A 22598-nucleotide genomic window follows, 5' to 3' on the forward strand; every position below is an offset into this window, starting at 1 on the left:
ATCAGCCACCTAAGGTGCGCGAAGTGTATTTCCGGAGCGGTTGATTAACACTGGATCTTTTTTCAGAGGTTAGTGCGCATTATCCATCTAATGCGCAGTCAAAAGCAACAAACTATACGAAAACAGCTTTTGAACAAAAACGCCAGTCACGCCCCATTAAAAGGTTCTGGCTAACCCCTACACCACCTAAGGCAGGATTTTCGCCTTTCAAAAATAAAAGACGGCTCACCCCGACTAAAAAAGTCAAAGTGAACCGCCCCTAAGCTTTCCCTTAATGATGATGATGGTGATTGTGATTGTGTCCTTCTTGTTCTTTCACCTGGCACATGACGGAATCTTCATGTGGGTGGTCACTGCTTTCAAGCTGGACGGTAACATGGTTAATTCCTTTATGTCCTAATTCATACTCAACAGCCCGAAGTAACTTTTGATTTTCGGTAAACGTTAGGTTTTCTCCTACAACAGCATGGCATGATAATGCATGCTGTCCACTTGTAATACTCCATACGTGCAAATCATGGATACCTTTAATTCCAGGGATATTTTTTAACGTATCAATGATATCCTCCATATCAATGTTTCGTGGTGCACCCTCCATCAATACGTGAATCGAATCTTTCGTTACTCTAAAGCCACTAATCAAGACGAGTACAGCAACAATCACACTTGCAAGTGGATCTGCCCAGCCCCAGCCAAAGAACATAATCAATAGAGCCGCAATGATTGCCCCAACCGAGCCGAGCATATCGCCGATGACATGTAAAAATGCCGCTCGTAAATTTAGGTTTTCATTGGTATCACCTTGGCGCAAAAGAATCCACGCTACCAAAATATTGACAAAAAGCCCGATCGTACCAACAATTAACATACCAAAGGAAGCAACTTCTGGCGGATCAGTAAACCGTTGATACGCTTCGTAAAAAATATAGAGCGCTATTAAAATTAAGGTTGCCCCATTTAACATCGCTGCAAGTATTTCAAAGCGTTTATATCCATAAGTTTTACTGTAGTTGGCAACTTTCTCACCTAAAATAAATGCCGCAAGACCAATCCCTAAGGATACTGAATCACTTAACATGTGCCCAGCATCTGAAAGTAAAGCAAGGCTGTTCGTGATGAACCCACCAATTACTTCTACAATCATATACACGGTTGTGATGATAAAACTAATTAATAATGCCTTTTTATTAGCGCCATGGGTATGATCATGGCCATGATCGTGTCCGTGTCCCAAAGCAATCCCTCCTAACAAAAAATATTATATGAATATATTATCATATATATTACCATTGGCAAGTACAATTTAATGTGGACAACAATCATAAAATCAACTATCTGATGATATGCTTTGTCAAAGAGACTCAGAAATCCGTACTGAACTAAACAACCTAAAGGAGTGGTATGAATGGAATTAGAAACGATGGTTTACATAAGTCTACTAGCATTCACTGGACTTATTTTCGGAGGGTTACTTGGCGCAGTAATTAATAAACTGATTCGGCAAGTAAATAAAATTTATGTTTATGCGGGCTCGCTTTTACTTGGCTTAATCCTATTTGAGATTATTCCGGAATCGTCTCGCTCCTTTGATTGGATTGGGGTTGCCATAAGTGTATTAATTGGTATTGTTTTAATGCATCAAATTCACTTGTTTACAGATGCAATCAAGGAAAGACAACCAAAGCATAAAGCAATTTCTTACAGTACGATTTTTTTAGTCATTGCTGTTGCCATTCACAACCTCCCATCTGGAATTGCGATTAGTTCCAATTCGATTTATTCAAAGCTGTCGAATGAATTAGTCTTTTCGTTTATTATCCATCAAATTCCTGAAGGGCTTGCCCTATTCCTGTCTTTAGTTAGTGCAGGTAGTGTGCTTTATTCGACGATCTCTTTTACATCTTTCTCCTTTCTATTAATCATTTTCTTTTTTCTTGCGTTAGTACTTGGACAGCAACCATTTTTCCAAGACAGTCACGTTCGAGCAACCTTTATTGGCATCTCGATTGGAACACTCGGCTATGTAAGTGTGCTAGAGCTACTATTAAAATCGTATTCAAAACTAAGGCCAGTTCAATTCTTTCAATATGTTGGCTTAGGTTTATTTACGATTGTCATGTATGTAGAATTTGTCCAAATTCATTAATAGTCGTTTTTGCTGACCTCACCCGGCAAGGATCAGTAAACATCTCCTAATCCCGATACTTACTTAATCTTTCTAGAACAGCGTTGTCCGAGCTAACAGTTAGCTCGGACTTTTTTAATGTTTAAAAAAATCCAAGATCTGTCGCCTGTCCCGCCTCGAGGTCTTCGGTTTTCTTGGCTATTTTTAATAATAAAGCAATCTTTCGTGTAAACTATAAAAAATTCACCAAATGCTAATTGTCATAAATCCGTAACTATTAGATGAACAATATGTGACATAATTTTATTTATCTTGTTATTTATTGATTTGACTAGTACTATATTTTAGAGATTGTTTCTGTGATAAAAATTACACCTATACAGCTAGAGAAAGGAGCTATACTCTGTGACGAAAAAACTTATTTTATTTAGTTCTATATTTGCTTTCCTTATATTTTTGACTGGATGCCAATCATTAACCGTTCTGGACCCGAAAGGACCTCAGGCTGAAACAACAGCAGATGTTATTATGACATCGATTTGGACGATGTTAATTATTGTTATCGTTGTTTTTATTCTTTTGATCGTTATGCTTGTGAAATATCGCGCAAGAAATCAAGCGGATGATTACGAGCCACCCTACATTAAAGGAAATAAATGGGTCGAGATAATTTGTGTTGGTATTCCAATTATTATCGTAATTTTTCTTTCGGTAATTACCGTGAAGAGCACCTATGAGGTGGAAGGTAAACCAAAAGGATATGAAAACGATGAGCCATTAGTTATTTATGCCGCCTCCTCCAACTGGAAATGGCATTTTAGTTATCCTGAAGAAAACATTGAGACTGTTAACTATGTTTTCATCCCAACTGACCGGCCAATCGAATTTAAACTATATGCTTATGGGCCAATTGCAAGCTTCTGGGTTCCGCAACTTGCCGGGCAAAAGTACGCAATGGCTAACATGGTTAATACGCTAAATCTCGCTGCAACAGAACCAGGGGAATATATGGGACGTAATGCTAGTTTCACAGGGGAAGGGTTTGCTGAACAAACGTTTAATGTGACAGCATTACCACCCGCTGACTATCAAACATGGATAGAAGAGATCCAAGCAACAGCTGAACCTTTGACTGAAGATAAGTTTAATCAGCTTCTAGAACCAGGTCGCTTAGGCCAAGAAACATATACCGGAACACATTTAGAATTTTCCCCACCACCAACGACACATCATGGGGCAAAAGAATCGGATGGGACGGAAAATACAGAACAAGAGATGAACGATTCCATGGAAGATTCAATGGAAAATTGATTAACGATTCATACATTTCATTCAGAAAGGAGTCACAACAACATGGAATTCTTTGATAGATTTGCCGTGCCAAATCCTACTTTTACCATCTATGCTTCAATGGTTGCCATTGGATTAACAATGCTTGCAATCCTTGTCGGTATTACCTATTTCAAAAAGTGGGGCTACCTGTGGCGTGAATGGTTAACAACGGTTGACCATAAACGAATAGGTATTATGTATTTAATCTCTGCTTTATTAATGCTATTCCGTGGCGGTGTTGATGCATTAATGATGCGTGCTCAAACCGCTATACCAGATAACACTTTTTTAAATGCACAAGAATACAATGAGGTGTTCACCACTCACGGCGTTGTTATGATTTTGTTTATGGCAATGGCGTTTGTTATGGCTTTAATGAACTTTGTCACTCCACTACAAATTGGTGCACGTGACGTTGCATTCCCACGTTTAAATGCACTTAGCTTTTGGCTATATTTTATGGGAGCAATGCTATTTAACATTTCATTCGTTATCGGTGGTTCACCAGACTCAGGCTGGACGTCTTATTTCCCACTAGCAGGAAATGAGTTTAGTCCTTCTGTCGGAACTAATTATTACATGCTATCGATTCAAATTGCTGGTCTTGGTACATTAATTACCGGGATTAACTTTATTGTTACTATTTTAAAAATGCGTGCACCTGGTATGACATTAATGAAAATGCCAATGTTTACTTGGTCAGCGCTAATTACGAATCTGATTATCGTTTTTGCTTTCCCTGTCCTCACCGTTGCGCTTGCCATGGGGACAATGGACCGTTTATTCGGTACCCACTTCTTTTCTATCGATAATGGTGGAATGGATATGCTTTGGGCCAACTTCTTCTGGGTTTGGGGCCATCCGGAAGTATATATTCTTATTTTACCGGCCTTTGGTATTTACAGTGAGATTATCCCAACCTTTGCGAGACGTAACTTGTATGGTTATAAGTCGATGGTCATCTCGATTGTTGCGATCTCAGCTCTTTCTTTCCTTGTCTGGGTTCACCATTTCTTTACGATGGGACAAGGCGCACTCGTCAATAGCATTTTTTCCATTTCGACAATGGCGATTGCCGTGCCAACTGGGGTTAAAATATTTAACTGGTTACTAACCCTTTGGAAAGGAAAAATTGAATTTACAACTGCGATGCTCTATTCGGTTGGGTTCATTCCTATTTTCACCATTGGTGGTGTAACGGGAGTAATGCTCGCAATGGCTAGCGCCGATTATCAATACCATAATACGATGTTCTTAGTTGCACACTTCCACTTAGTGATTATTCCGGGCGTTGTCTTTGCGATGATTGCTGGTTTATTCTATTGGTGGCCAAAAATGTTTGGTTTTATGTTAAATGAGAAATTAGGAAAAGCATCGTTTTGGGCGATTGCGGTTGGTGTCTGTCTTGCCTTCTTCCCGATGTTTATTTCCGGTTTAGATGGACAGGCACGCCGAATGTACACCTATTCTGAGTCAACTGGCTTTGGAATATGGAACATGATTTCATTTATCGGTGCATCGATGCTTGCTATCGGGTTCATCTTAATTGTTTACAATATCTATTATAGTACGCGTTATGCATCAAGGGATATTAGCTCAGATCCATGGAATGCACGGTCATTAGAATGGGCAACACATAGTCCTGTGCCTGATTATAACTTTGCTATTACACCGGAAGTACAGTCATTAGAAGCGTTCTGGGACGCAAAGAAAAAAGGTCACAAGTTATTTAAAGGGAACTATAAAGAAATTCACATGCCAAATAATAGTGGTGTTCCGTTTATTATGTGTTGTTTCTTCTTCCTCCTAGGATTTGCTTTAGTATTTAGTATGTGGGTAGTAGCAATTATTGCAGCTATTGGGATTTTCTCCTGCATGGCCCACCGTTCCTTGGAGCAAGACCATGGACACCACATTTCTGTTGAAGAAATTACAAAAACAGAGGAAAAATTAGGAGGTGCTAAAAAGTGAAAGTAGATCACTCACAGCCTCTCGAATATAGTACCGAGCAAAATAGATTAAACATCTTAGGATTTTGGATTTTCTTAGGTGCTGAAATTGCGCTTTTCGCAACGCTTTTCGCAAGTTATTTTCTGTTACGAAACGGCACTGGGTCCGGTCCATCAGACGGTGAGGTATTTGTCATTGATACGCTCATGATCCAAACATTCCTGCTACTGACAAGTAGTTTTACGATTGGACTTGGCGTGCACGCGATGCGACTTGGCCGTAAAACGGCGACGATTAATTTCTTCATCGTTACCTTACTACTTGGCCTAGGATTTGTCGGGGTAGAGATATATGAATTTACCCAATATATTGACGAAGGATTGACCCTTCAAACGAGTGGGTTTTCATCAGCCCTTTTCACACTGCTAGGTACACACGGGGCCCACGTTACTTTTGGTTTATTTTGGGGAAGCTTTATTATTTATCAGTTAATTACACGCGGATTAACACCTGAAACAGCGAATAAGTCGTTTATATTTTCGTTATACTGGCATTTTCTAGATGTAGTTTGGATATTCATCTTTAGCTTCGTCTACTTGAAAGGAATGATATAATCGTGAGAGAATTATTCCCTGCAAAACAAGTAATGGGCTATTTCTTTTCGTTACTTCTTACCGTTATTGCTCTTGCTGTTTATTTTGTTGACATGTCTTATCAAGTAGCAATGACCATTCTACTAGTGACAGCATTTGTCCAGGCCGGTGTCCAGCTCGTAGTCTTCATGCACGCCGGTGAATCTAAAGATAAATGGTCGATTTATACAACCGTCTATTACGGCGTATTTATCGCTTTAGTTACAATTTTCGGCTCCTTGTTAACATTGATTTGGGGTTACTAGAAAAGAAAAGCGCTAGTCGCGCCTTGTCCAGCCTAAGACCTCGAGGCGGGCTACGAAATGGAGCACAATTGACTACCGTTTCAACGCTGGAACGGCTCGGTCGGGCGTTAATAGCGGTCTTTGACTACCGTTTCAACGCTGGAATGGCTCGGTCGGGCGTTAATAGCGGTCTTTGACTACCGTTTCAACGCTGGAACGGCTCGGTCGGGCGTTAATAGCGGTCTTTGACTACCGTTTCAACGCTGGAACGGCTCGGTCGGGCGTTAATAGCGGTCTTTGACTACCGTTTGAACGCTGGAACGGCTCGGTCGGGCGTTAATATCGGTCTTTGACTACCGTTTCAACGCTGGAACGGCTCGGTCGGGCGTTAATAGCGGTCTTTGACTACCGTTTCAACGCTAGCAGGGGTAGGTCGGTAGTCAAAAAGGTATCCTGAATCTAAGATCCCCTACAAAACCCAGGAATGCACTTTTGCCACCCCTGAAAAGCGTAAGACAAGCCTCGTAATGGCGGTCTTTGCCATGTAGAGGGTTGACTTACGGGTAGGCGCCCGGAGCTAGACAGATCTTGGATCTTTTTATACTGTCTTATCTATTAAAAGAAGGCAGAAACGTTGAGATGTAACGTTTCTGCCTTCACTTTATTTAATCAACTTTTTTGTGTAACTATTAGGACAGAATTTTCTTATTACCTTCATGAGTTTTTCGTAACATTTCTTCGGATGCTACTAAGAATACACCCATTAAGAAAATAAAAACAGCTCCAATCACTGTACCAGTTCCTAGTGCAATCATCAAACTGTAACCGTTTGCAAATATACCAACCATAAATAGAGCAATTCCAATCGTTAGCACCGTTCCACCAATTAATTTCACGGCATTTAAAATTTCCATCTTATCACCCTCTTTATTGATATTATCTTACACATTCACAAAATTGTCAAATTATATTCACCCAATTGTCACATTTGAGTCAAATTTGTTGTTGCTTTATTAATAGCTTTTCAAAAAACCCTTTGAATTATTCGATTCAAAGGGTTTTCGTTTCATGTTTATTTATACGCTAATAACCGTAATGCGTTAAAGACAACAATAAGTGTGGAGCCTTCATGAATGAGGACGGCGAGACCAATTCCAGCAAGACTAAAGATAGTTGCAGGAATAAGTACAGCAGTGACTCCTAAACTAAACCATAAATTTTGCTTAATAATACTTTTACTTTTCCTACTTAGAGCGATTGCAAACGGTAAATCATTTAAATTGTCTTTCATAAGAGCAATATCGGCCGTTTCGAGTGCCACATCGGAACCTGCAGCCCCCATTGCTATCCCAACCGTACTCTTCGTCATTGCTGGGGCATCATTAACCCCATCACCGACCATCGCCACTTTACTTTCTTGTTGCTTTAATTTGTCGATTGCGTCAACCTTATCTTCTGGCAACAAGCCACCCCATGCATCAGTTATCCCGATTGACTTAGCAACACTGTCAGCAACCCGTTGATTGTCACCAGTAAGCATGATCATTCGCTTAATGCCGATTTCTTTCAACCGCGTGATGATACTTTTTGCTTCTTCTCTAGGTGTATCCATCAGTGCAATTGTCCCTAAAAAGGTATCACCTTTTCGAACAATCATCGTTGTGTTCCCGTCATGCTCCAACTGATTAACTGTCGATACGATCTCCTCAGGTAGCGAAATGGACAATTCCTCTTCAAATAGTCCTTTGTTACCGATGACTACTTCTTCCCCTTGCCAACTCGCTTTAACACCTCGGCCCGTTACCGATTCCAATGTGTGAGCTTCTTCCACTTTCTGATCACCTAGTTTTTCTTTCGCACCGGTCACGACAGCTTTTGCTAATGGGTGATCACTTAAATTTTCAACAGCAAAGGCTGCAGCTAGTAATTCCTCATTATTCGTTTTCCCATACGGCACTACATCGGTTAATTTTGGTTCCCCTTTGGTTAGTGTCCCTGTTTTATCGAATGCAAGAGCTGTCAGTCCGCCTAAATCTTCGAGTGGACTACCGCCTTTAACGAGTACACCAGCCCTGGCTGCTCTTGCCACCCCACTAAGCACAGCACTTGGCGTCGATATAGCAAGCGCACACGGACTTGCAGCAACTAATACAGCCATCGCTCGATAAAAACTATCACTAAACTGTTCATCAATGACTAAAAAGGCAAACAATAACAAGACGACTAATACTAGTACCGACGGAACAAAATATTTTTCGAATTTATCGGTAAATAGCTGGGTAGGTGATTTTTGTGCTTCCGTTTCATTGACGAGCTTAATTAGGCGCGACAAGGTAGAATCTTTAGCTTCCTTGATCACTTTAACCTCAAGCACATTGGCACCGTTAATCGTACCAGAAAAAACTCGATTTTCTGACGACGGTAAATTGCTCTCCTTTTGAAAATCGATTGTCGGGTCGTCAATTGGTCGCTTATCGACTGGTACACTTTCCCCAGTAATTGGTGCCTGATTGACACTACTATTCCCTTTTACGACAACACCATCTGCTGAGATTTTGCTGTTTGGCTTTACTATGACAATGTCACCTATTTTTAAATCCTCAACTGGAATCTCTTGTTGTTGATCTCCTTTACGAATAATCGCCGTCTTTGGTGCCATATCAGATAGGGCGGCAATTGATTTACGAGCTTTATTCATAGCAAAATGTTCTAAAGCATGCCCTAAGCTGAACAGGAACAATAACAGGGCACCTTCCGCCCATTCTCCTAACACAGCAGCACCAATCGCCGCAAGTAGCATTAAGAAATCAATTTCAAATCCTCCTTTTGCCACTGTGACAATTGCTTCTTTGGCCGTATAGTAACCACCAAAAAAGTATGCTCCTATGTATAGGGCGAAACTAAGCCAATCTGGCATTCCATCTATTATACTAAGAATAAATCCAAGCCCCAACAAGGCCCCAGACAGTATCGAAAATATTAATTCTGTATTCGGTCCAAATATACCACCACTATGGTCCTCTTCTTCTTGGTTGATATTTTTTTCACTAGCCATAAAATTCGACCTCCTTTACCTATATAATAACCTTTTCCGAGCAATTTGAAACGGGTTTTTGCTTTATTACATGCTCTATCACGATTCTTCACAAACAAAAAAGACCTATTCAACAGCATAGTTTGCATACTGAAATAGGTCCCATTAATCGTTATTCCTCAAAATTGGTAAAACGGAATAAATCTCCGTAAATAATACTGTCAGAATAACTTAGTTCTTTTTTTACTTTTTCTTGGATTGGCTGACACGGATTTTCTCGTGAATCACCAATGCCACTACCATCACTTAATGGCTCACCAGATTCTCTATCATAACAAATACCAGCTGTGGAAATATAATCATCGCTGACGAAATCACCATTACGAAGCGCTACATATCCTTTGCGATCTTTTGCAAACAAATCGTTGCCAAAATAAATATCATTTCTATTTTCAACACCTAACAAGTTAAGCAGTGTTGGTTTTACGTCAATTTGTCCAGCAACCTCAGACATTACTTTACCTTTTCCACTCCCTGGAATATGGATAAATAACGGAACACGTTGGAGATTTATATCATCGTACGGTGTAATTTCATCCTTACCTAAATAGCCACTTAATGCATTATAATGATTTTCACTAATACCATAGTGGTCACCCATAATGACAATAATCGAGTCCTCGTACAAGCCAGCGTCCTTTAACTGGTTGAAAAATTGCTCAAATGCCTCATCCGCATAGCGCACGGTTGGAAAATAATTATTTAACGTTTTTGAGCCAGAATCATACGGCTCAATCGATCGGTCTTCTTCTCCTAATTCAAACGGGAAGTGATTGGTCAATGAAATAAATTTAGTATAGAACGGTTGATCCAACGATTGCAAATATTTGATCGACTGCTTGAAAAAGGCTTTATCCTTTAGACCCCAGCCAACCGAATTTTGCTCGGTGATTTGATAGGAATCTTGTCCGTAAAAATAATCATAGCCGATGTTGTCATACATTTGATTTCTGTTCCAAAAACTTTTGTTGTTGGCATGGAATACAGATGTATAATAACCCTGGTCCTTTAATAATTGAGGCATGGCATTATATTTATTTTGTCCATTGGTAAAGAAAACAGCGCCTCGTGGCAGCGGATAGAGAGAATTTTCGACTAGGAATTCTGAATCAGATGTTCTTCCTTGCATCGTTTGTTGGTAAAAGTTTTCAAAATAAAAGGTATCCTCATCTTCCACTAAACTATTTAAAAATGGTGTGATCTCTTGTCCATTTACCTCTCTATTAATGACAAAGTTTTGCATGGATTCCGATGAGATAAAAATGACATTTTTACCTTTAGCAGCACCAAGCATGTCTGTTTTTTCATCCGTTCGAATCGTCTCGACATAATCTTTAATGTCGCTCAGTTCACTTTTATCAGCAAACACTCGCTGTGAGCTTACCTTCGAATTGACGATTACATCATAGATATGGTAGTTAAATAGGCCAACATTTTTGATAATATATTGACGGTCAAATCCACGAGTAAATAGCTGCGGTCGTTCGATTTCAGCCAAAATTAAATTACCAAAGAGGAGCATGATTGCAACTGCAATCGCTGTTGTCTTTTCTTTCTTGTTAAAGCTAACTGCCATCTTTTCATTTCTGCTTAAAAACCAAATGAGGCCAACATCTAGGATTAACAACAAATCATACGGCTTCATCAATGACAAGATACTTGACCCCAAATCACCCATATTGCTTAACTGGAATAACTGCGGGATGGTAATAAAATCGGTAAAGGACCGATAAAACACAAGATTAAAGTAAAGAATAAGCGTTCCAATAATGGTAGCATATCGAATCAGTGCCATTTGACGCTTTTTAGCTTCAAATAAGACACTTAAAGAAAAGACTAGATACGCAGAGACAAGTGGATTTATGAACAATAATATTTCTTCCAACCCATTATCTAGTTGTAAACCAAACATAAACCGGTACATCATATATGTTTTTATCCCAAACAATAGGGATGCAAGGACAAACAAGGACTGACCATCTCGTTTTCTATTCATTTTTAAAAAATCCTCCTTATTATGCAATACTATACTAAAAATTTCGAAATGTTCATTACAAATTTTTTATTTTTTCTTCTTTAATATGAATAGTAATGAACTCAGTAAGCCAACTAAAATTACGATAGCAATTGTTGTAATTGGTATGGAACTGGTTACAGTGTCTTCGTCCTTTTCTTCAGCACTGGTTTTCTGTTCGGGCAGGGTTTCTTTTTCTGTTTCTCCCTGGCTTAGGTCTTGGTTATCTATTTCATCCGTTGAATCACTGGCATCCGATTGCATTACTTGATCATCGCCTTCTAATTCAGATCTATCTTCATCAGCATTATTTATCGTAAATGAGTAATCATTTTCGATTAAATGACCATCTGTTCCGATAATTCTCCACATAACAGTATAGTTACCCGACTTTAAATCATCGAAAACCCCTGTTAACACGTTATCCTCTAAATTTATCGAAGCGGCTTCTATTTCCTCCGATTCGTCATTAACTAAATAGATGGTACTGCCGTTTTCAAGCTTCGTATTAAACGATAGTTCAATCGTTGAAAGTGGACCTTCCATTGTTTCACCTTCAGCTGGATTTGCCTCTTCTAATACGGAATGTGCATTAACTGTACTCATAAATGTGGTGAAAAGTATGAAAGTAATTGCGACAAGCTTAATTCCGTTAACCATGTTTATCCCCCTACTATGTATCTAAGTTTTATCCTATTATGTTAGCTCTCTACATTTTAAATCCTTTATATTATTAGTTCAACTATCTACCTAAATCAGGAAAATTTTGCTTAATGAAATAAGAAAAACGCAAGGCGCGCCTTGCCCACCCCTGAAAAGCGTAAGACAAGCCTCGTAATGGCTGGTGAAGCGGGAATTCACTCTTTTCTGTCCGAATTCACACTCAATTCGGACTCAACCTACTCGGATTCACTCTTTTCTGTCCGAATTCACCCTCAATTCGGACTCAATCTACTCGGATTCACTCTTTTCTGTCCGAATTCAACCTCGATTCTGTGCCGGAGCTAGACATCTCACTTTCTTACCTTGTAACAAAAGCGCAAGTCGCGCGTTAGTCTAAGGCAAGCTTAAGCAGAAAATCTTTGTCACAAAGATTCCCTGCTTAACCTTAAGGATTTGTTAACTTTTAATAGAGACAGCCCCCAAAATTAATTCGGGGGCTGTATTCGTTCCTATTTATCTAGCATATTAGCAAAACAAAACAACTATTTATTGCGTAAAACTCTCATTGAGTTCAATACGGCTAACAAGGTTACCCCAACATCTGAGATAATTGCTTCCCACATCGTTGCTAAGCCTAGTACACCTAGTAATAGAACAATAGCTTTAATACCTAGTGCTAGGGATATATTTTGCCAAACAATCTTTCTTGTGTATCGTGCTTTTCTAATCCCATCAGCTAGACGAGATGGCTCATCCGTCATAATGACAACATCAGCGGCTTCAATGGCTGCATCTGAACCTAATCCACCCATTGCAACCCCGATATCTGCTCTGGCAAGTACTGGTGTATCGTTAATTCCATCACCAACAAAGATGGACTTCTCACCAGCTAACTTTTGTTCATCAATTTTTTCCATCATTTCGACTTTTTCGTGTGGTAGAAGCTCTGCATAAAATTCATCTAATTGTAATGCTTCACTTACTTCTGTAGCAACAGCCTTGGAATCTCCCGTTAGCATGACTGTTTTCTTAATACCTAATGCTTTTAATTCCTTAATCGCTTTGATTGCATCGTCTTTTATTTCATCGGAAATAATTATATGACCGGCATAGACGTGGTCAACCGCTACATGGACAACAGTACCTACTTTACTAGGTGTCACATCCTCGATATTCTCTTTAACCATTAACTTACTATTACCAGCAAGGATTTGTTTCCCATTTACTTCTACTTCTATACCGTGACCAGAAACCTCATTATAATTTAAAACGTGCGCTTCATTTACTTGTTTTTCATATGCGTTTAAAATCGACGTTGCAATCGGGTGATTGGAGTGGACTTCAGCATATGCTGCATATTCTAATAGTTCGTCTTTTGTCACATTACTAGATGGCTCAACATGTGTTACTTGAAAAACACCTTTTGTTAGTGTCCCTGTTTTATCAAAAACAGCGTATTTCACACTATTCAACGCTTCTAGATAGTTTGCACCTTTAACAAGGATCCCTTGCTTCGCTGCACCACCAATTCCGCCAAAAAATCCAAGTGGAATTGAAACTACTAATGCACAAGGACAAGAAATAACTAAGAAGATTAATGCACGATATATCCATTCAGAAAATGTTGCACCCGGAACGACAAGTGGTGGAATAAGAGCGACTAACGCCGCAATGATTACTACTACAGGTGTATAATATCTAGCGAACTTAGTAATGAATTTTTCAGTAGGTGCTTTTCGTCCACTTGCATTTTGAACAAGTTCTAATATTTTACTGACAGTCGAATCAGCGAAAGGCTTTGTAACTTCAACTGTTATCACACCATTTTTATTAATAAAGCCTGATAATACGTCACTACCCGCTTCGACATCGCGTGGGAGTGATTCACCTGTTAGAGCAGACGTATCGACTAACGAATTCCCTTTGACTACCTTACCGTCTAACGGTACCTTCTCCCCTGGTTTAACAACAATATAATCGCCAACCTTTACCTCTTCAGGGCTTACTGTCTTCGTTTCCCCATCGACTTGCAAGTTTGCATAATCAGGTCGGATGTCCATCAATTCACTAATCGAATTACGAGAACGATTGACCGCAATACTTTGGAATAGTTCACCAACTTGGAAGAACAACATGACGGCAATACCTTCAGGATATTCCCCAATCAAAAAGGCACCAATCGTTGCAATACTCATTAAAAAGTGCTCATCGAACACTTGGCCTCTTGAGATGTTCCTAATAGCTCTCCAAACGATGTCCCCACCTATAATTAGGTAACCAATGGCAAATAACGCAATTTCTACGCCTGGTATAAAGTCACCTAAGAATGGAATAATCGAAATAATTGAACCAATAACTAATCTCGTAATTAGTGGCTTAATTCCACCTTCGTGGCTGTGATCATGTCCGTGCCCATCGTCATGATCGTGTCCACGACTTTGGTTAGCACCCATTTCTTTTGGATGAATGTGTGGTTCTAGACGAGTGACCGTTTGTTTGATCGTTTCTGACAAATCGTCCGCAGTATTTAATTCGACTGTTAACTTTTTCGAGACAAAGTCAACGTTTGAACTAGCTACACCATCCATTTTACCAACATGCTTCTCAACCTTAGCTGCACAATTGGCGCAGTCTAAACCTTCTAATAAAAAAACCTTTGATTTACTCGCTTGGTTTTTATCCCTGACATCAATGCCAGGTTCAAGTTTAGTGATTACTTTCTTCGCATTGCCGGATACTTCGCTGTGTTGTTGCTCCTCCACATCAAACGATATTGTTTTAGTAGCAAAGTTAACGGAACAATTGTCAACACCCTTGACCTTAGACACGCCATTTTCAATTTTAGCGGCACAATTAGCACAATCAAGGCCTTCTAATAAATACTCCTGCTTAATTTTTCGAGCAGCACCCATGTTCATTTCACCTTCTTTTAAATATTTATATTGTTTTACAATTCATTAAACAGAATAACTTTTGTGTTTATATGAATATATTATCATATATATAAATGAAAGCAATAACTATTCCAAAATTATCTACAATTGGGTGGTAACTCTTTCCAGTTAAAGTCCGTTAAATTCTTATGAATATTTCAGTAAAGTATATGAATAACATTAACTATGGAGGTGACAGTAGTGAGGGGAAGGCGAAGAAAGGTTAGATTAAACCCGCTTATTATCTGCTTCATCCTGGTTTTGATCATTCCATTAATCATTAGTATCACCTATGGGAATATCCCTTTTTATAATAACGATTACTTAGTAAACTATGACATTCTTGTTTCCAATGACAAAAAATTGAATGAGAGTGACATCTCTTTCATCAACTACAACACTTATACATGGCCAGAAATTAAATCTTATATCATTCGTAACCAAATGACGTACTCACACATACTTAGAGATATGATTATTTTGATTGCCATTGCTGTTTTAGCCATCATAATCGACCGCACATTTGGCCAAAGACGCTCAAGCATAAGGAGAAAATAAGAAAAGCGCATCTTTTTAAAGATGCGCTTTTTTCACTTTGTTACCACTACATTCACAATCCAATGAAACAGCAGCAGCAGGACTAAGCTAATTCCGAAAAAAACGAAACTACTGCTAAACGGAATATTAATGAAAATAAATTGCTGAATGATTATGACAACTAAAATAACGAGTAGACTAACGACGGTCTTTATACTTAAAATACGAAAATCATGTAAACTTTTAAACGGCTTTGTTATCAATAGTGAGATATACCAGTAAATGGTGACAGTAGCAGTGACAATGACCATATCTTTGAATGATGTTGTCGACCACATACTAGTTATAAAACTCGCAAGAAAAAATATCAAAATGTACATCAAGCCCACTATATACTTAATCGTTAATGGTTGTTCTCTTACCAATTGTATGTTCCCCTCTTTTTTCTACTATTGTCTTGCATAGTCTTGCAGATCTTTCACTTTCCCATTTTTGTAAAGCTCAATATGCAAATGAACGCCAGTAGAATCTCCTGTAGTGCCCATTACACCTATTTTAGTCCCTTTAGCAACTGTCTGTCCAGCACTGACATTAAGCGACTGCATGTGGGCATATACGGTTTTGAAACCATTGTTATGATTAATGACCACTTTGTTACCGTAGCTACCGCTATATCCGGCAAAGGAAACTGTCCCATTATCAACCGCTCTTATCGTACGATCGGACACGCCTGCAATATCTGTACCTTTGTGAATGGTACCCCATCTTTGGCCCATCGGACTAGTGACAACACCACCAACAGTCGGCCATATGAAATCACCAGTTCCTCTATACGGCACTACTTTTGTTCCTTTGACGACAACTTGTTTGGTCGGCTCTTTAATAACTTCCTCGTCGATAACCTTTTCACTTTCTAGGTTATTATTTCGCTTAGTAACGACAGTTGTTACCTTCTTCTCTCCATTCATTCCCTTTTGCTTAATTTTGGTTTGACCTTTGTACATTTCTTTATTCTTTTCCACTTCTACTTTGAAAGGGATTTTTTCACTGGCCGTTACTTCTTCTTTGACGATTACATCAACCAATGGACGGTATTTTGTCACATTAATTTTTTGACCTACTTGTAATAACTTGTCTTCGTTAAGGTCCGGATTGATTCGCTTAAGCTCATCGATGGAAAGGTCGTTGCTCGCTGCAATTTCCCCTAACACATCACCAGCCTTTACTTGATAAAACGAATCTGTTAGCGTACCTTTCGTTAGATACCTGATTGCTTCTTGGGCAGTTAACACTTCTGACGGTTTCACAGCTGTCTCGGTCAGTTCAGGTTTGACTGAGAACTGAACATCAACCTTCGATGTTTGCTCAGATGGACGGTATTTATTTTTCAGAGAATCCAATACCTCTTGTGCATCATCGTTGGAACTAACATATAATCGTTCATTTCCAAAGCTTAGCTCAACTGCTTCAACACCAACTTCTAAATTATCAGATAGAATTGCTAATGTATTGCTATCGTCTGTTTCTGCACGGAACGTTTTTTCCGGTTCCCATTCAACCGTTGTTAACGGAACTAGCTGTTGGTCTGTTTCTTTTTGCTTCCTTATTATCTCATCCATTGTTTGTTCAACAAGTTTTTTATCACTTATTGTACCAATATGTTTGTCATTAACGGTGACGTGGTAAATAGTTGATAGATTAACAGATTCGGGTTCGGCATGCACACCTATTGCAAAGGTTAAAAAAACAAACATGCTAACTAGTATTCTTTTTACTTGTGTTCGATACATCTTAGAAAATCACCAACTTTATGCTTGTTTTTACTTAATCATCCTAAATCATCCTACCATATTGTCCTTGTAATTAGGACTAATGTAACATTTTTGTAAATTTAGCTTAATGTTTAAGTAAAAATTTACCTTGTTTTTTTTACGAAATAAGGACTAAAGTAGGCGGTTGCAACCAAATACGAACCTTGGAACACGGTTAAGATGACAACAATCATGTGAAGGGAAGAAACTATTTCATACAGTCCGGATAATTGCGTCATAAAGCCTGTGACACCATTTAACAAAATGAACAGAAAAAAGATAACTGCTTGTTTTACTAAGACTTCGTGCTTCCATGCTAGAAATAACCCATAGCCTGATGAAACAAGAATGATCGTGTTAGCAATCCCATGTACTGAATATAGTGTTTCTGATAGTGTTAAAGAATTGATTAACGTTTCATCTGTCGTGATAAAGTTGACCATTTTACTTGCACCACTATGTTTAAAAAATGCTCCAATTAGTACCTCTAGAAAATAAAGAGAGAAACCGAACATCAGCGGCTTGAATAGTTGTTGATATCTACCTACTTTACTCTTTTCGTCATTCCCTAATCGATTTACCTCTGTCCGAGATAATACAACGGCCAAAATGACGGTGCTTGAAAGCAATAATAGGCTAACAGTTACGTCAATTGTGGTAAACCCTGGTGGTGTCCCGAGTAATACGTTTAATCCACCAACGCCTGATTGGACAAGAAGGAGGAGGAGGGAAAGAATCGTAAACAGTTTGACTTCCGTTTCACCAACGTACTTTCTTTTCCAAGCGATCACAGCATTAACTAGTAAAACAAAGCCTAGTGAGCCGGTAAAGATACGGTGAGAATATTCAATCGCAATTTTGTAATTGCTAAAATCAGGGATCAATTGCCCATTGCATGTTGGCCAATCCGTACCACAGGCATCTCCTGCCTTTGTCAATACAACCAAGTTTCCAATGATAAGTGCAAGAACTGTCAGATAACTTGTTATTATGGCAAAATAGTGTCTCATGAGTCTCTCCTCACTTGTTATAATGTTCGATCTTTTACTAGATGACTAGTATAATAGAGCAAGAATCGACATTTTACAACATAGCTATAAAGGTATATTATATGAATGAATGACCATATAACATTACCAATAAATGAGTTTTTTATCAAATGATAGTAGTATTTGACTTGAAAAATTCATTTCCACTGAGCAGGGGGGATACAATGTACAAGTTACTTATGTATGTGTTAGTGATTACTGCATCCATCACAATCATGGCGTGTTCCTCACCTTCAGAGGAAGAAACGATCCAAGCAGTTGAACAGATTGTAACAGAAAAACCCAGTGACATAGAACCTACTATTACGCGTGATGAAATATCCTATTATTTACCACCAACCATAGAGGAAGTTGAAACTGCAAAAAACAACATCGTCTTAAAGACGGGCGAAAATACAATTGTATTGTTTTATGACCGTGACTTAAAGGAAACCGATGAAATTTATCAAAAAGCGAAGGAAAAGGACAAAAACCCATTACTTTTAACAAAATTCAATGAGAAACCAACTGGATTTGTAAAAGTAATTGCAATGCCCGATAATCTGTACGAACTAACAGTTGGGTATGGAGGAGTAAAGGCAAGCACTGTCGTTGAACAGGATAAACTAATCAAAAGCGCAACAAACCTATCCGAAATCATCTACTCCCTCACGTTTAATTAAGAAAAGCGAAAGCGCCTTGGTTAGCCCTGAAAAGCGTAAGACAAGCCGCGTAATGGCGGTCTTTGCCATGTAGAGGATTGACTTACGACTCGAAGGGCTAGGCGCTGGAGCTAGACATAGAAAAGCGAAAGCGCCTTGGTTAGCCCTGAAAAACGTAAGACAAGCCGCGTAATGGCGGTCTTTGCCATGTAGAGGATTGACTTACGACTCGAAGGGCTAGGCGCTGGAGCTAGACATAAGAAAAGCGAAAGCGCCTTCGTCAGACTAAGGCAGGCATAAGAAAAATCCTCGGCACACAATCGGCCGAGGATTTAATTGATTATTTCCCTTTTAATCCTTCGATAATAAAGGAATGCTGATAGTTTCTGTTTGCAAACAAGGTGAAGTCGGGATGCGTCTTTTGACCCCAACTATCATCACCACCAACGCCCATTTGCTTTTCATTGATGCGCACGACAGTCTTGTCTTGCGCAGGCAGCTTATAACTATGATCATGTGCCTCGAGCTCTTTCGGTGTCCACGGCAACGCATTCACTTCGACAGTTGGAAGTCCAGAAATTTTCAATCCATAGCCCTGCTCGTTCGTAATCATCGCAAAACGGACATCGACTTTATTGCCGCATTCCTGTGGTCGTAAATAGGGCACGTATTGATCGGCTACTTTCCCCTCGTATAAACCAAGTTTTGCCCCTTTTTGTTTATCCCAATATGACTCGTGTGGTCCTTTTCCGTACCAAGTAACGGTATCAAATGCCTGGTTCATCGTGAATAACATCCCGACCTCTGGAATCTCTGGTAAGTTGCTACCAGGAAGGAGCTGTTGGTCAACTTTAACCCGGCCATCCCCTGTAATTGTGTATTGAATAGCACAATGTGACTGATTTGTTGTCGACAACCGGTAACTAACAGTAACGACAACACTTTCCGCTAATTGTTTATACAAGAAAGATGTTAGGACGCGATTATCACAAGCTTCCCTCCAAGTGGCACTTCGTTCGTTTAACTTGTTACCGCGATCATTATCGGTCATTGCCCGCCAAAAGTTTGGTACTAGTGGACTACGGAGCAATTCTACTCCAGAAATTTGATAGGTTGCTAGATCTCCAGTTTCGGTCTGAAAGCTTACCGCAAAATTCTCCCCTTCTACCGTTAAGAGATTTTCGTTATTTTCCACCGTCAATTGCATAACACTTGATGCAACTTGTTGCGAAGTTACTTTTACTGGTAAAACGAATTGCTCAAACGCAACCTCATGCCCTTTTTCTGCCCATAAACTATCTTCTGTTGTCACAAACCCAACTGTCAGAATATATTCACCATCCGAAATGGTCGGCAACGGATAATCTAATTTCACTTGAGCAGAATTACCGGGGTCTACACTGATTGACTTTGAACCCGACTGAACCGGGGTACCATTTTTAGTCACCGTCCACTCTAATTGATATTCTTGTAAATTAGTAAACAAAAACTTATTTTTCACTTCTATTTTTTTCGCTTGTAAATCAACCGCAACAAAATCAACATTTTGATAGCAACGCTTCACCTCATGAATTTTAGGTGAAATAGTCCCGTCACCAAAAACTAACCCATTTCCAGAAAAATTACCATCATGCGGTGATTCACCAAAGTCACCACCATACGCCAAAAATTTTGTGCCATCCTCGGTTTCTGTCGATAGTGACTGGTCTTTCCAATCCCAAATAAAGCCACCCTGTAAAATGGGATACTTGTCAAAAAGCTCGGTGTATTTATAAAAGTTACCCAGTGAATTGCCCATCGCATGACTGTATTCACATAGAATGTATGGCTTATGATACCCTTCAACCTTTTCAGCTTCACGCGCATACCGCTCAATCCCATCAGGGCTAACGTACATCGTGCTCTCGATATCAGACGCTGCTTCGGTTTCTCGGTAATGGAAAATCCCTTCATAATGGACAATCCTTGTCGGGTCATTTTCTTTAAAAAAGTCATGCATTTTCAAGAAATTACCGCCACCAAACGATTCATTACCTAACGACCATATCACAATTGATGGATGGTTTTTATCGCGCTGAAACATCGAATGACAACGATCAAGCACGTTTTCGGTCCATTCCGGCTTACTTCCAGGCAGTGCATTCCCTTCACCCTTTTGCCCATACTGCCAGGAACCGTGTGTTTCTAAGTTTGTTTCATCAATCACGTACAACCCGTAAGCATCACAAAGGTCATACCAAATAGGATTGTTCGGATAATGTGAGGTCCGAACCGCATTAATATTATGTTGCTTCATCAACTTGATATCATGAATCATATCTTCGTAAGTCACTGCTCTTCCTTTATCTGCGGCAAACTCATGACGGTTCACCCCTTTGAAAACAATGCGCTCCCCATTTATTTTCATTAGGCCATCTTTAAGCTCGAAGGCACGAAACCCTACCCGACAGCTTTCCACTTCCAACGTATGTCCAAACTCATCTTGCAACTCAAGAACTAACGTGTACAAATGAGGATTTTCAGCGCTCCACTTCAATGGATTTTCAACAATCACCGAAGTACTTACTTTAAATTCTGGCTTATTACCTATATTGATTTGCTCAACAATTGGTTGTGCAAGTACTTTTTCCCCTTGCTTGTCATAAAGCTGCGCCTCGAGTTTTACCGCTTTTTCCTGTTCAAAATAGTTTGTTAGATTAGCCTCTAGTTCGAGTCTCGCATCTTTGTACTCCTCGTCTAGAATTGTTTTTACGAAAAAGTCATTAAGATGAACTTCTGGTGTGGAATACAAATAAACTGACCTAAAAATACCACTCATCCGCCAAAAATCCTGGTCCTCTAGCCAACTTGCATCACTCCAACGATACACTTCGACAGCAAGCTTATTTTCGCCCGCTTGTAAGTACGGCGTTAAATCAAATTCTGCTGGTGTGAATGTATCTTCACTGTAACCAACCAAATCACCATTTACCCAAACGTAAAATGCCGATTCCACTCCTTCAAAATGAAGATAGACCGGATTACCGTTCCACGCCTCAGGTACAGTGAACGATGTTACGTATTGACCAACAGGGTTGTATTTGGTTGGCGCAAACGGTGCTTGAATGTCTTCATTTCCTTCCCACGGATAAGTAACGTTCGTGTACTGAGGATAATCATAGCCTTGCAGTTGCCAATGGGCAGGAACCTTTATTTCCTCCCATCCACTCGTATCAAATGCTTGTTGATAAAAATTCGAAATACGTTTGTCCGGATTTTCAGCAAAAGCAAACTTCCACTGGCCGTTTAAAGATTTGTAATAGGGGGATGCGGTTCGATTACCTTCTAATGCCTCTTCGACTGATTGATAAGGCATTAGTGTTGCATGTGCCACTCGTCGATTTAGTTGAAAAATTTCCGGATTATTATTCCATTCCGGATAGCCATTTGCTGGTGGTGTGTAGTTGAATTTAGCTAACTGTTTTAACAAGATAATCCCTCTTTTCTTAAACTATATAAATAGAGACAGACCCCATGACTTTTTACATGAGCTGCATGTGTCTCCGTATAAGATTTAACTCTATTTTATAATG

Annotated in this window: 17 protein-coding genes; 7 read left to right on the forward strand and 10 right to left on the reverse strand. The window is 39.4% G+C overall.

Annotated features, from left to right (window positions below; all coding sequences use genetic code 11):
* Positions 1-271: 271 nt before the first annotated feature.
* A complete protein-coding gene (locus NC799_RS07455; protein ID WP_272445770.1) occupies positions 272-1234 on the reverse strand; it encodes a cation diffusion facilitator family transporter in 963 nt (320 codons plus the stop codon).
* Between the two features lie 171 nt (positions 1235-1405).
* Between NC799_RS07455 and NC799_RS07460 the strand changes: the two genes are divergently transcribed.
* From NC799_RS07460 to qoxD, 5 genes are all read left to right on the forward strand, one after another.
* Positions 1406-2146, forward strand: coding sequence for a ZIP family metal transporter (locus NC799_RS07460; protein ID WP_272445771.1), 741 nt, complete (start codon positions 1406-1408; stop codon positions 2144-2146).
* A gap of 384 nt (positions 2147-2530) precedes the next feature.
* The gene (gene qoxA / locus NC799_RS07465) at positions 2531-3436 is read left to right on the forward strand and encodes a cytochrome aa3 quinol oxidase subunit II (protein WP_272445772.1); all 906 of its coding nucleotides are present in this window, start codon (positions 2531-2533) and stop codon (positions 3434-3436) included.
* A gap of 42 nt (positions 3437-3478) precedes the next feature.
* The gene (qoxB, locus tag NC799_RS07470) at positions 3479-5428 is read left to right on the forward strand and encodes a cytochrome aa3 quinol oxidase subunit I (protein ID WP_272445773.1); all 1950 of its coding nucleotides are present in this window, start codon (positions 3479-3481) and stop codon (positions 5426-5428) included.
* On the forward strand, positions 5425-6021 hold the full coding sequence (qoxC, locus tag NC799_RS07475; protein WP_272445774.1) for a cytochrome aa3 quinol oxidase subunit III: 597 nt from the start codon (positions 5425-5427) through the stop codon (positions 6019-6021). Before qoxB ends, qoxC begins: the two co-directional genes overlap by 4 nt.
* Before the next feature lie 2 nt (positions 6022-6023).
* Positions 6024-6305 (forward strand): cytochrome aa3 quinol oxidase subunit IV, encoded by a 282-nt coding sequence (qoxD, locus tag NC799_RS07480; RefSeq protein ID WP_272445775.1) that lies wholly within the window; start codon positions 6024-6026, stop codon positions 6303-6305.
* A 668-nt stretch (positions 6306-6973) separates the two neighbouring features.
* Here qoxD and NC799_RS07485 read toward each other — a convergent pair.
* The 5 genes from NC799_RS07485 to NC799_RS07505 form a co-directional block, all read right to left on the reverse strand.
* Entirely contained in the window at positions 6974-7198 is a 225-nt protein-coding gene (locus NC799_RS07485) for a hypothetical protein (RefSeq protein WP_272445777.1), read from the reverse strand.
* A 158-nt stretch (positions 7199-7356) separates the two neighbouring features.
* Positions 7357-9339 carry a heavy metal translocating P-type ATPase gene (locus NC799_RS07490; RefSeq protein ID WP_272445778.1) on the reverse strand — a complete coding sequence of 661 codons (1983 nt, stop codon included), beginning with the start codon at positions 9337-9339 and terminating at the stop codon, positions 7357-7359.
* Between the two features lie 151 nt (positions 9340-9490).
* Positions 9491-11374 carry an LTA synthase family protein gene (locus NC799_RS07495; RefSeq protein WP_272445780.1) on the reverse strand — a complete coding sequence of 628 codons (1884 nt, stop codon included), beginning with the start codon at positions 11372-11374 and terminating at the stop codon, positions 9491-9493.
* A 66-nt stretch (positions 11375-11440) separates the two neighbouring features.
* Positions 11441-12052: a copper resistance CopC family protein gene (locus NC799_RS07500; protein WP_272445781.1), complete on the reverse strand. Its 612-nt coding sequence runs from the start codon at positions 12050-12052 to the stop codon at positions 11441-11443.
* Between the two features lie 545 nt (positions 12053-12597).
* Entirely contained in the window at positions 12598-14967 is a 2370-nt protein-coding gene (locus tag NC799_RS07505; RefSeq protein ID WP_272445782.1) for a heavy metal translocating P-type ATPase, read from the reverse strand.
* A 222-nt stretch (positions 14968-15189) separates the two neighbouring features.
* Here NC799_RS07505 and NC799_RS07510 point away from each other — a divergent pair, with 222 nt between their 5' ends.
* Entirely contained in the window at positions 15190-15546 is a 357-nt protein-coding gene (locus NC799_RS07510; protein WP_272445784.1) for a hypothetical protein, read from the forward strand.
* Positions 15547-15578: 32 nt separating this feature from the next.
* On the opposite strand, the gene NC799_RS07515 is transcribed toward NC799_RS07510, so the two are convergent.
* From NC799_RS07515 to NC799_RS07525, 3 genes are all read right to left on the reverse strand, one after another.
* Positions 15579-15950: a hypothetical protein gene (locus tag NC799_RS07515; protein ID WP_272445785.1), complete on the reverse strand. Its 372-nt coding sequence runs from the start codon at positions 15948-15950 to the stop codon at positions 15579-15581.
* A 24-nt stretch (positions 15951-15974) separates the two neighbouring features.
* Positions 15975-17315: a peptidoglycan DD-metalloendopeptidase family protein gene (locus NC799_RS07520; RefSeq protein ID WP_272445786.1), complete on the reverse strand. Its 1341-nt coding sequence runs from the start codon at positions 17313-17315 to the stop codon at positions 15975-15977.
* A gap of 125 nt (positions 17316-17440) precedes the next feature.
* The gene (locus NC799_RS07525; RefSeq protein ID WP_272445787.1) at positions 17441-18346 is read right to left on the reverse strand and encodes a COX15/CtaA family protein; all 906 of its coding nucleotides are present in this window, start codon (positions 18344-18346) and stop codon (positions 17441-17443) included.
* 203 nt (positions 18347-18549) lie between these two features.
* Here NC799_RS07525 and NC799_RS07530 point away from each other — a divergent pair, with 203 nt between their 5' ends.
* Complete coding sequence (locus NC799_RS07530) at positions 18550-19047, forward strand: hypothetical protein (RefSeq protein ID WP_272445788.1); 498 nt, start codon at positions 18550-18552, stop codon at positions 19045-19047.
* 319 nt (positions 19048-19366) lie between these two features.
* Here the strand turns inward: NC799_RS07530 and lacZ are convergent, their stop codons facing one another.
* The gene (lacZ, locus tag NC799_RS07535) at positions 19367-22495 is read right to left on the reverse strand and encodes a beta-galactosidase, LacZ type (protein WP_272445789.1); all 3129 of its coding nucleotides are present in this window, start codon (positions 22493-22495) and stop codon (positions 19367-19369) included.
* Positions 22496-22598: the final 103 nt, after the last annotated feature.

The sequence above is a fragment of the Aquibacillus salsiterrae genome, from assembly GCF_028416595.1.
In the GTDB taxonomy this organism is placed as follows: Bacteria; Bacillota; Bacilli; order Bacillales; family Amphibacillaceae; genus Aquibacillus_A; species Aquibacillus_A salsiterrae.

Coding starts and splice junctions, on each gene's coding strand:
- NC799_RS07505 (WP_272445782.1), bottom strand. CDS start 14,967: ATGGGTGCTGCTCGAAAAATTAAGCAGGAGTATTTATTAGAAGGCCTT.
- NC799_RS07500 (WP_272445781.1), bottom strand. CDS start 12,052: ATGGTTAACGGAATTAAGCTTGTCGCAATTACTTTCATACTTTTCACC.
- NC799_RS07525 (WP_272445787.1), bottom strand. CDS start 18,346: ATGAGACACTATTTTGCCATAATAACAAGTTATCTGACAGTTCTTGCA.
- qoxB (WP_272445773.1), top strand. CDS start 3,479: ATGGAATTCTTTGATAGATTTGCCGTGCCAAATCCTACTTTTACCATC.
- NC799_RS07490 (WP_272445778.1), bottom strand. CDS start 9,339: ATGGCTAGTGAAAAAAATATCAACCAAGAAGAAGAGGACCATAGTGGT.
- NC799_RS07520 (WP_272445786.1), bottom strand. CDS start 17,315: ATGTATCGAACACAAGTAAAAAGAATACTAGTTAGCATGTTTGTTTTT.
- NC799_RS07495 (WP_272445780.1), bottom strand. CDS start 11,374: ATGAATAGAAAACGAGATGGTCAGTCCTTGTTTGTCCTTGCATCCCTA.
- NC799_RS07530 (WP_272445788.1), top strand. CDS start 18,550: ATGTACAAGTTACTTATGTATGTGTTAGTGATTACTGCATCCATCACA.
- NC799_RS07460 (WP_272445771.1), top strand. CDS start 1,406: ATGGAATTAGAAACGATGGTTTACATAAGTCTACTAGCATTCACTGGA.
- NC799_RS07485 (WP_272445777.1), bottom strand. CDS start 7,198: ATGGAAATTTTAAATGCCGTGAAATTAATTGGTGGAACGGTGCTAACG.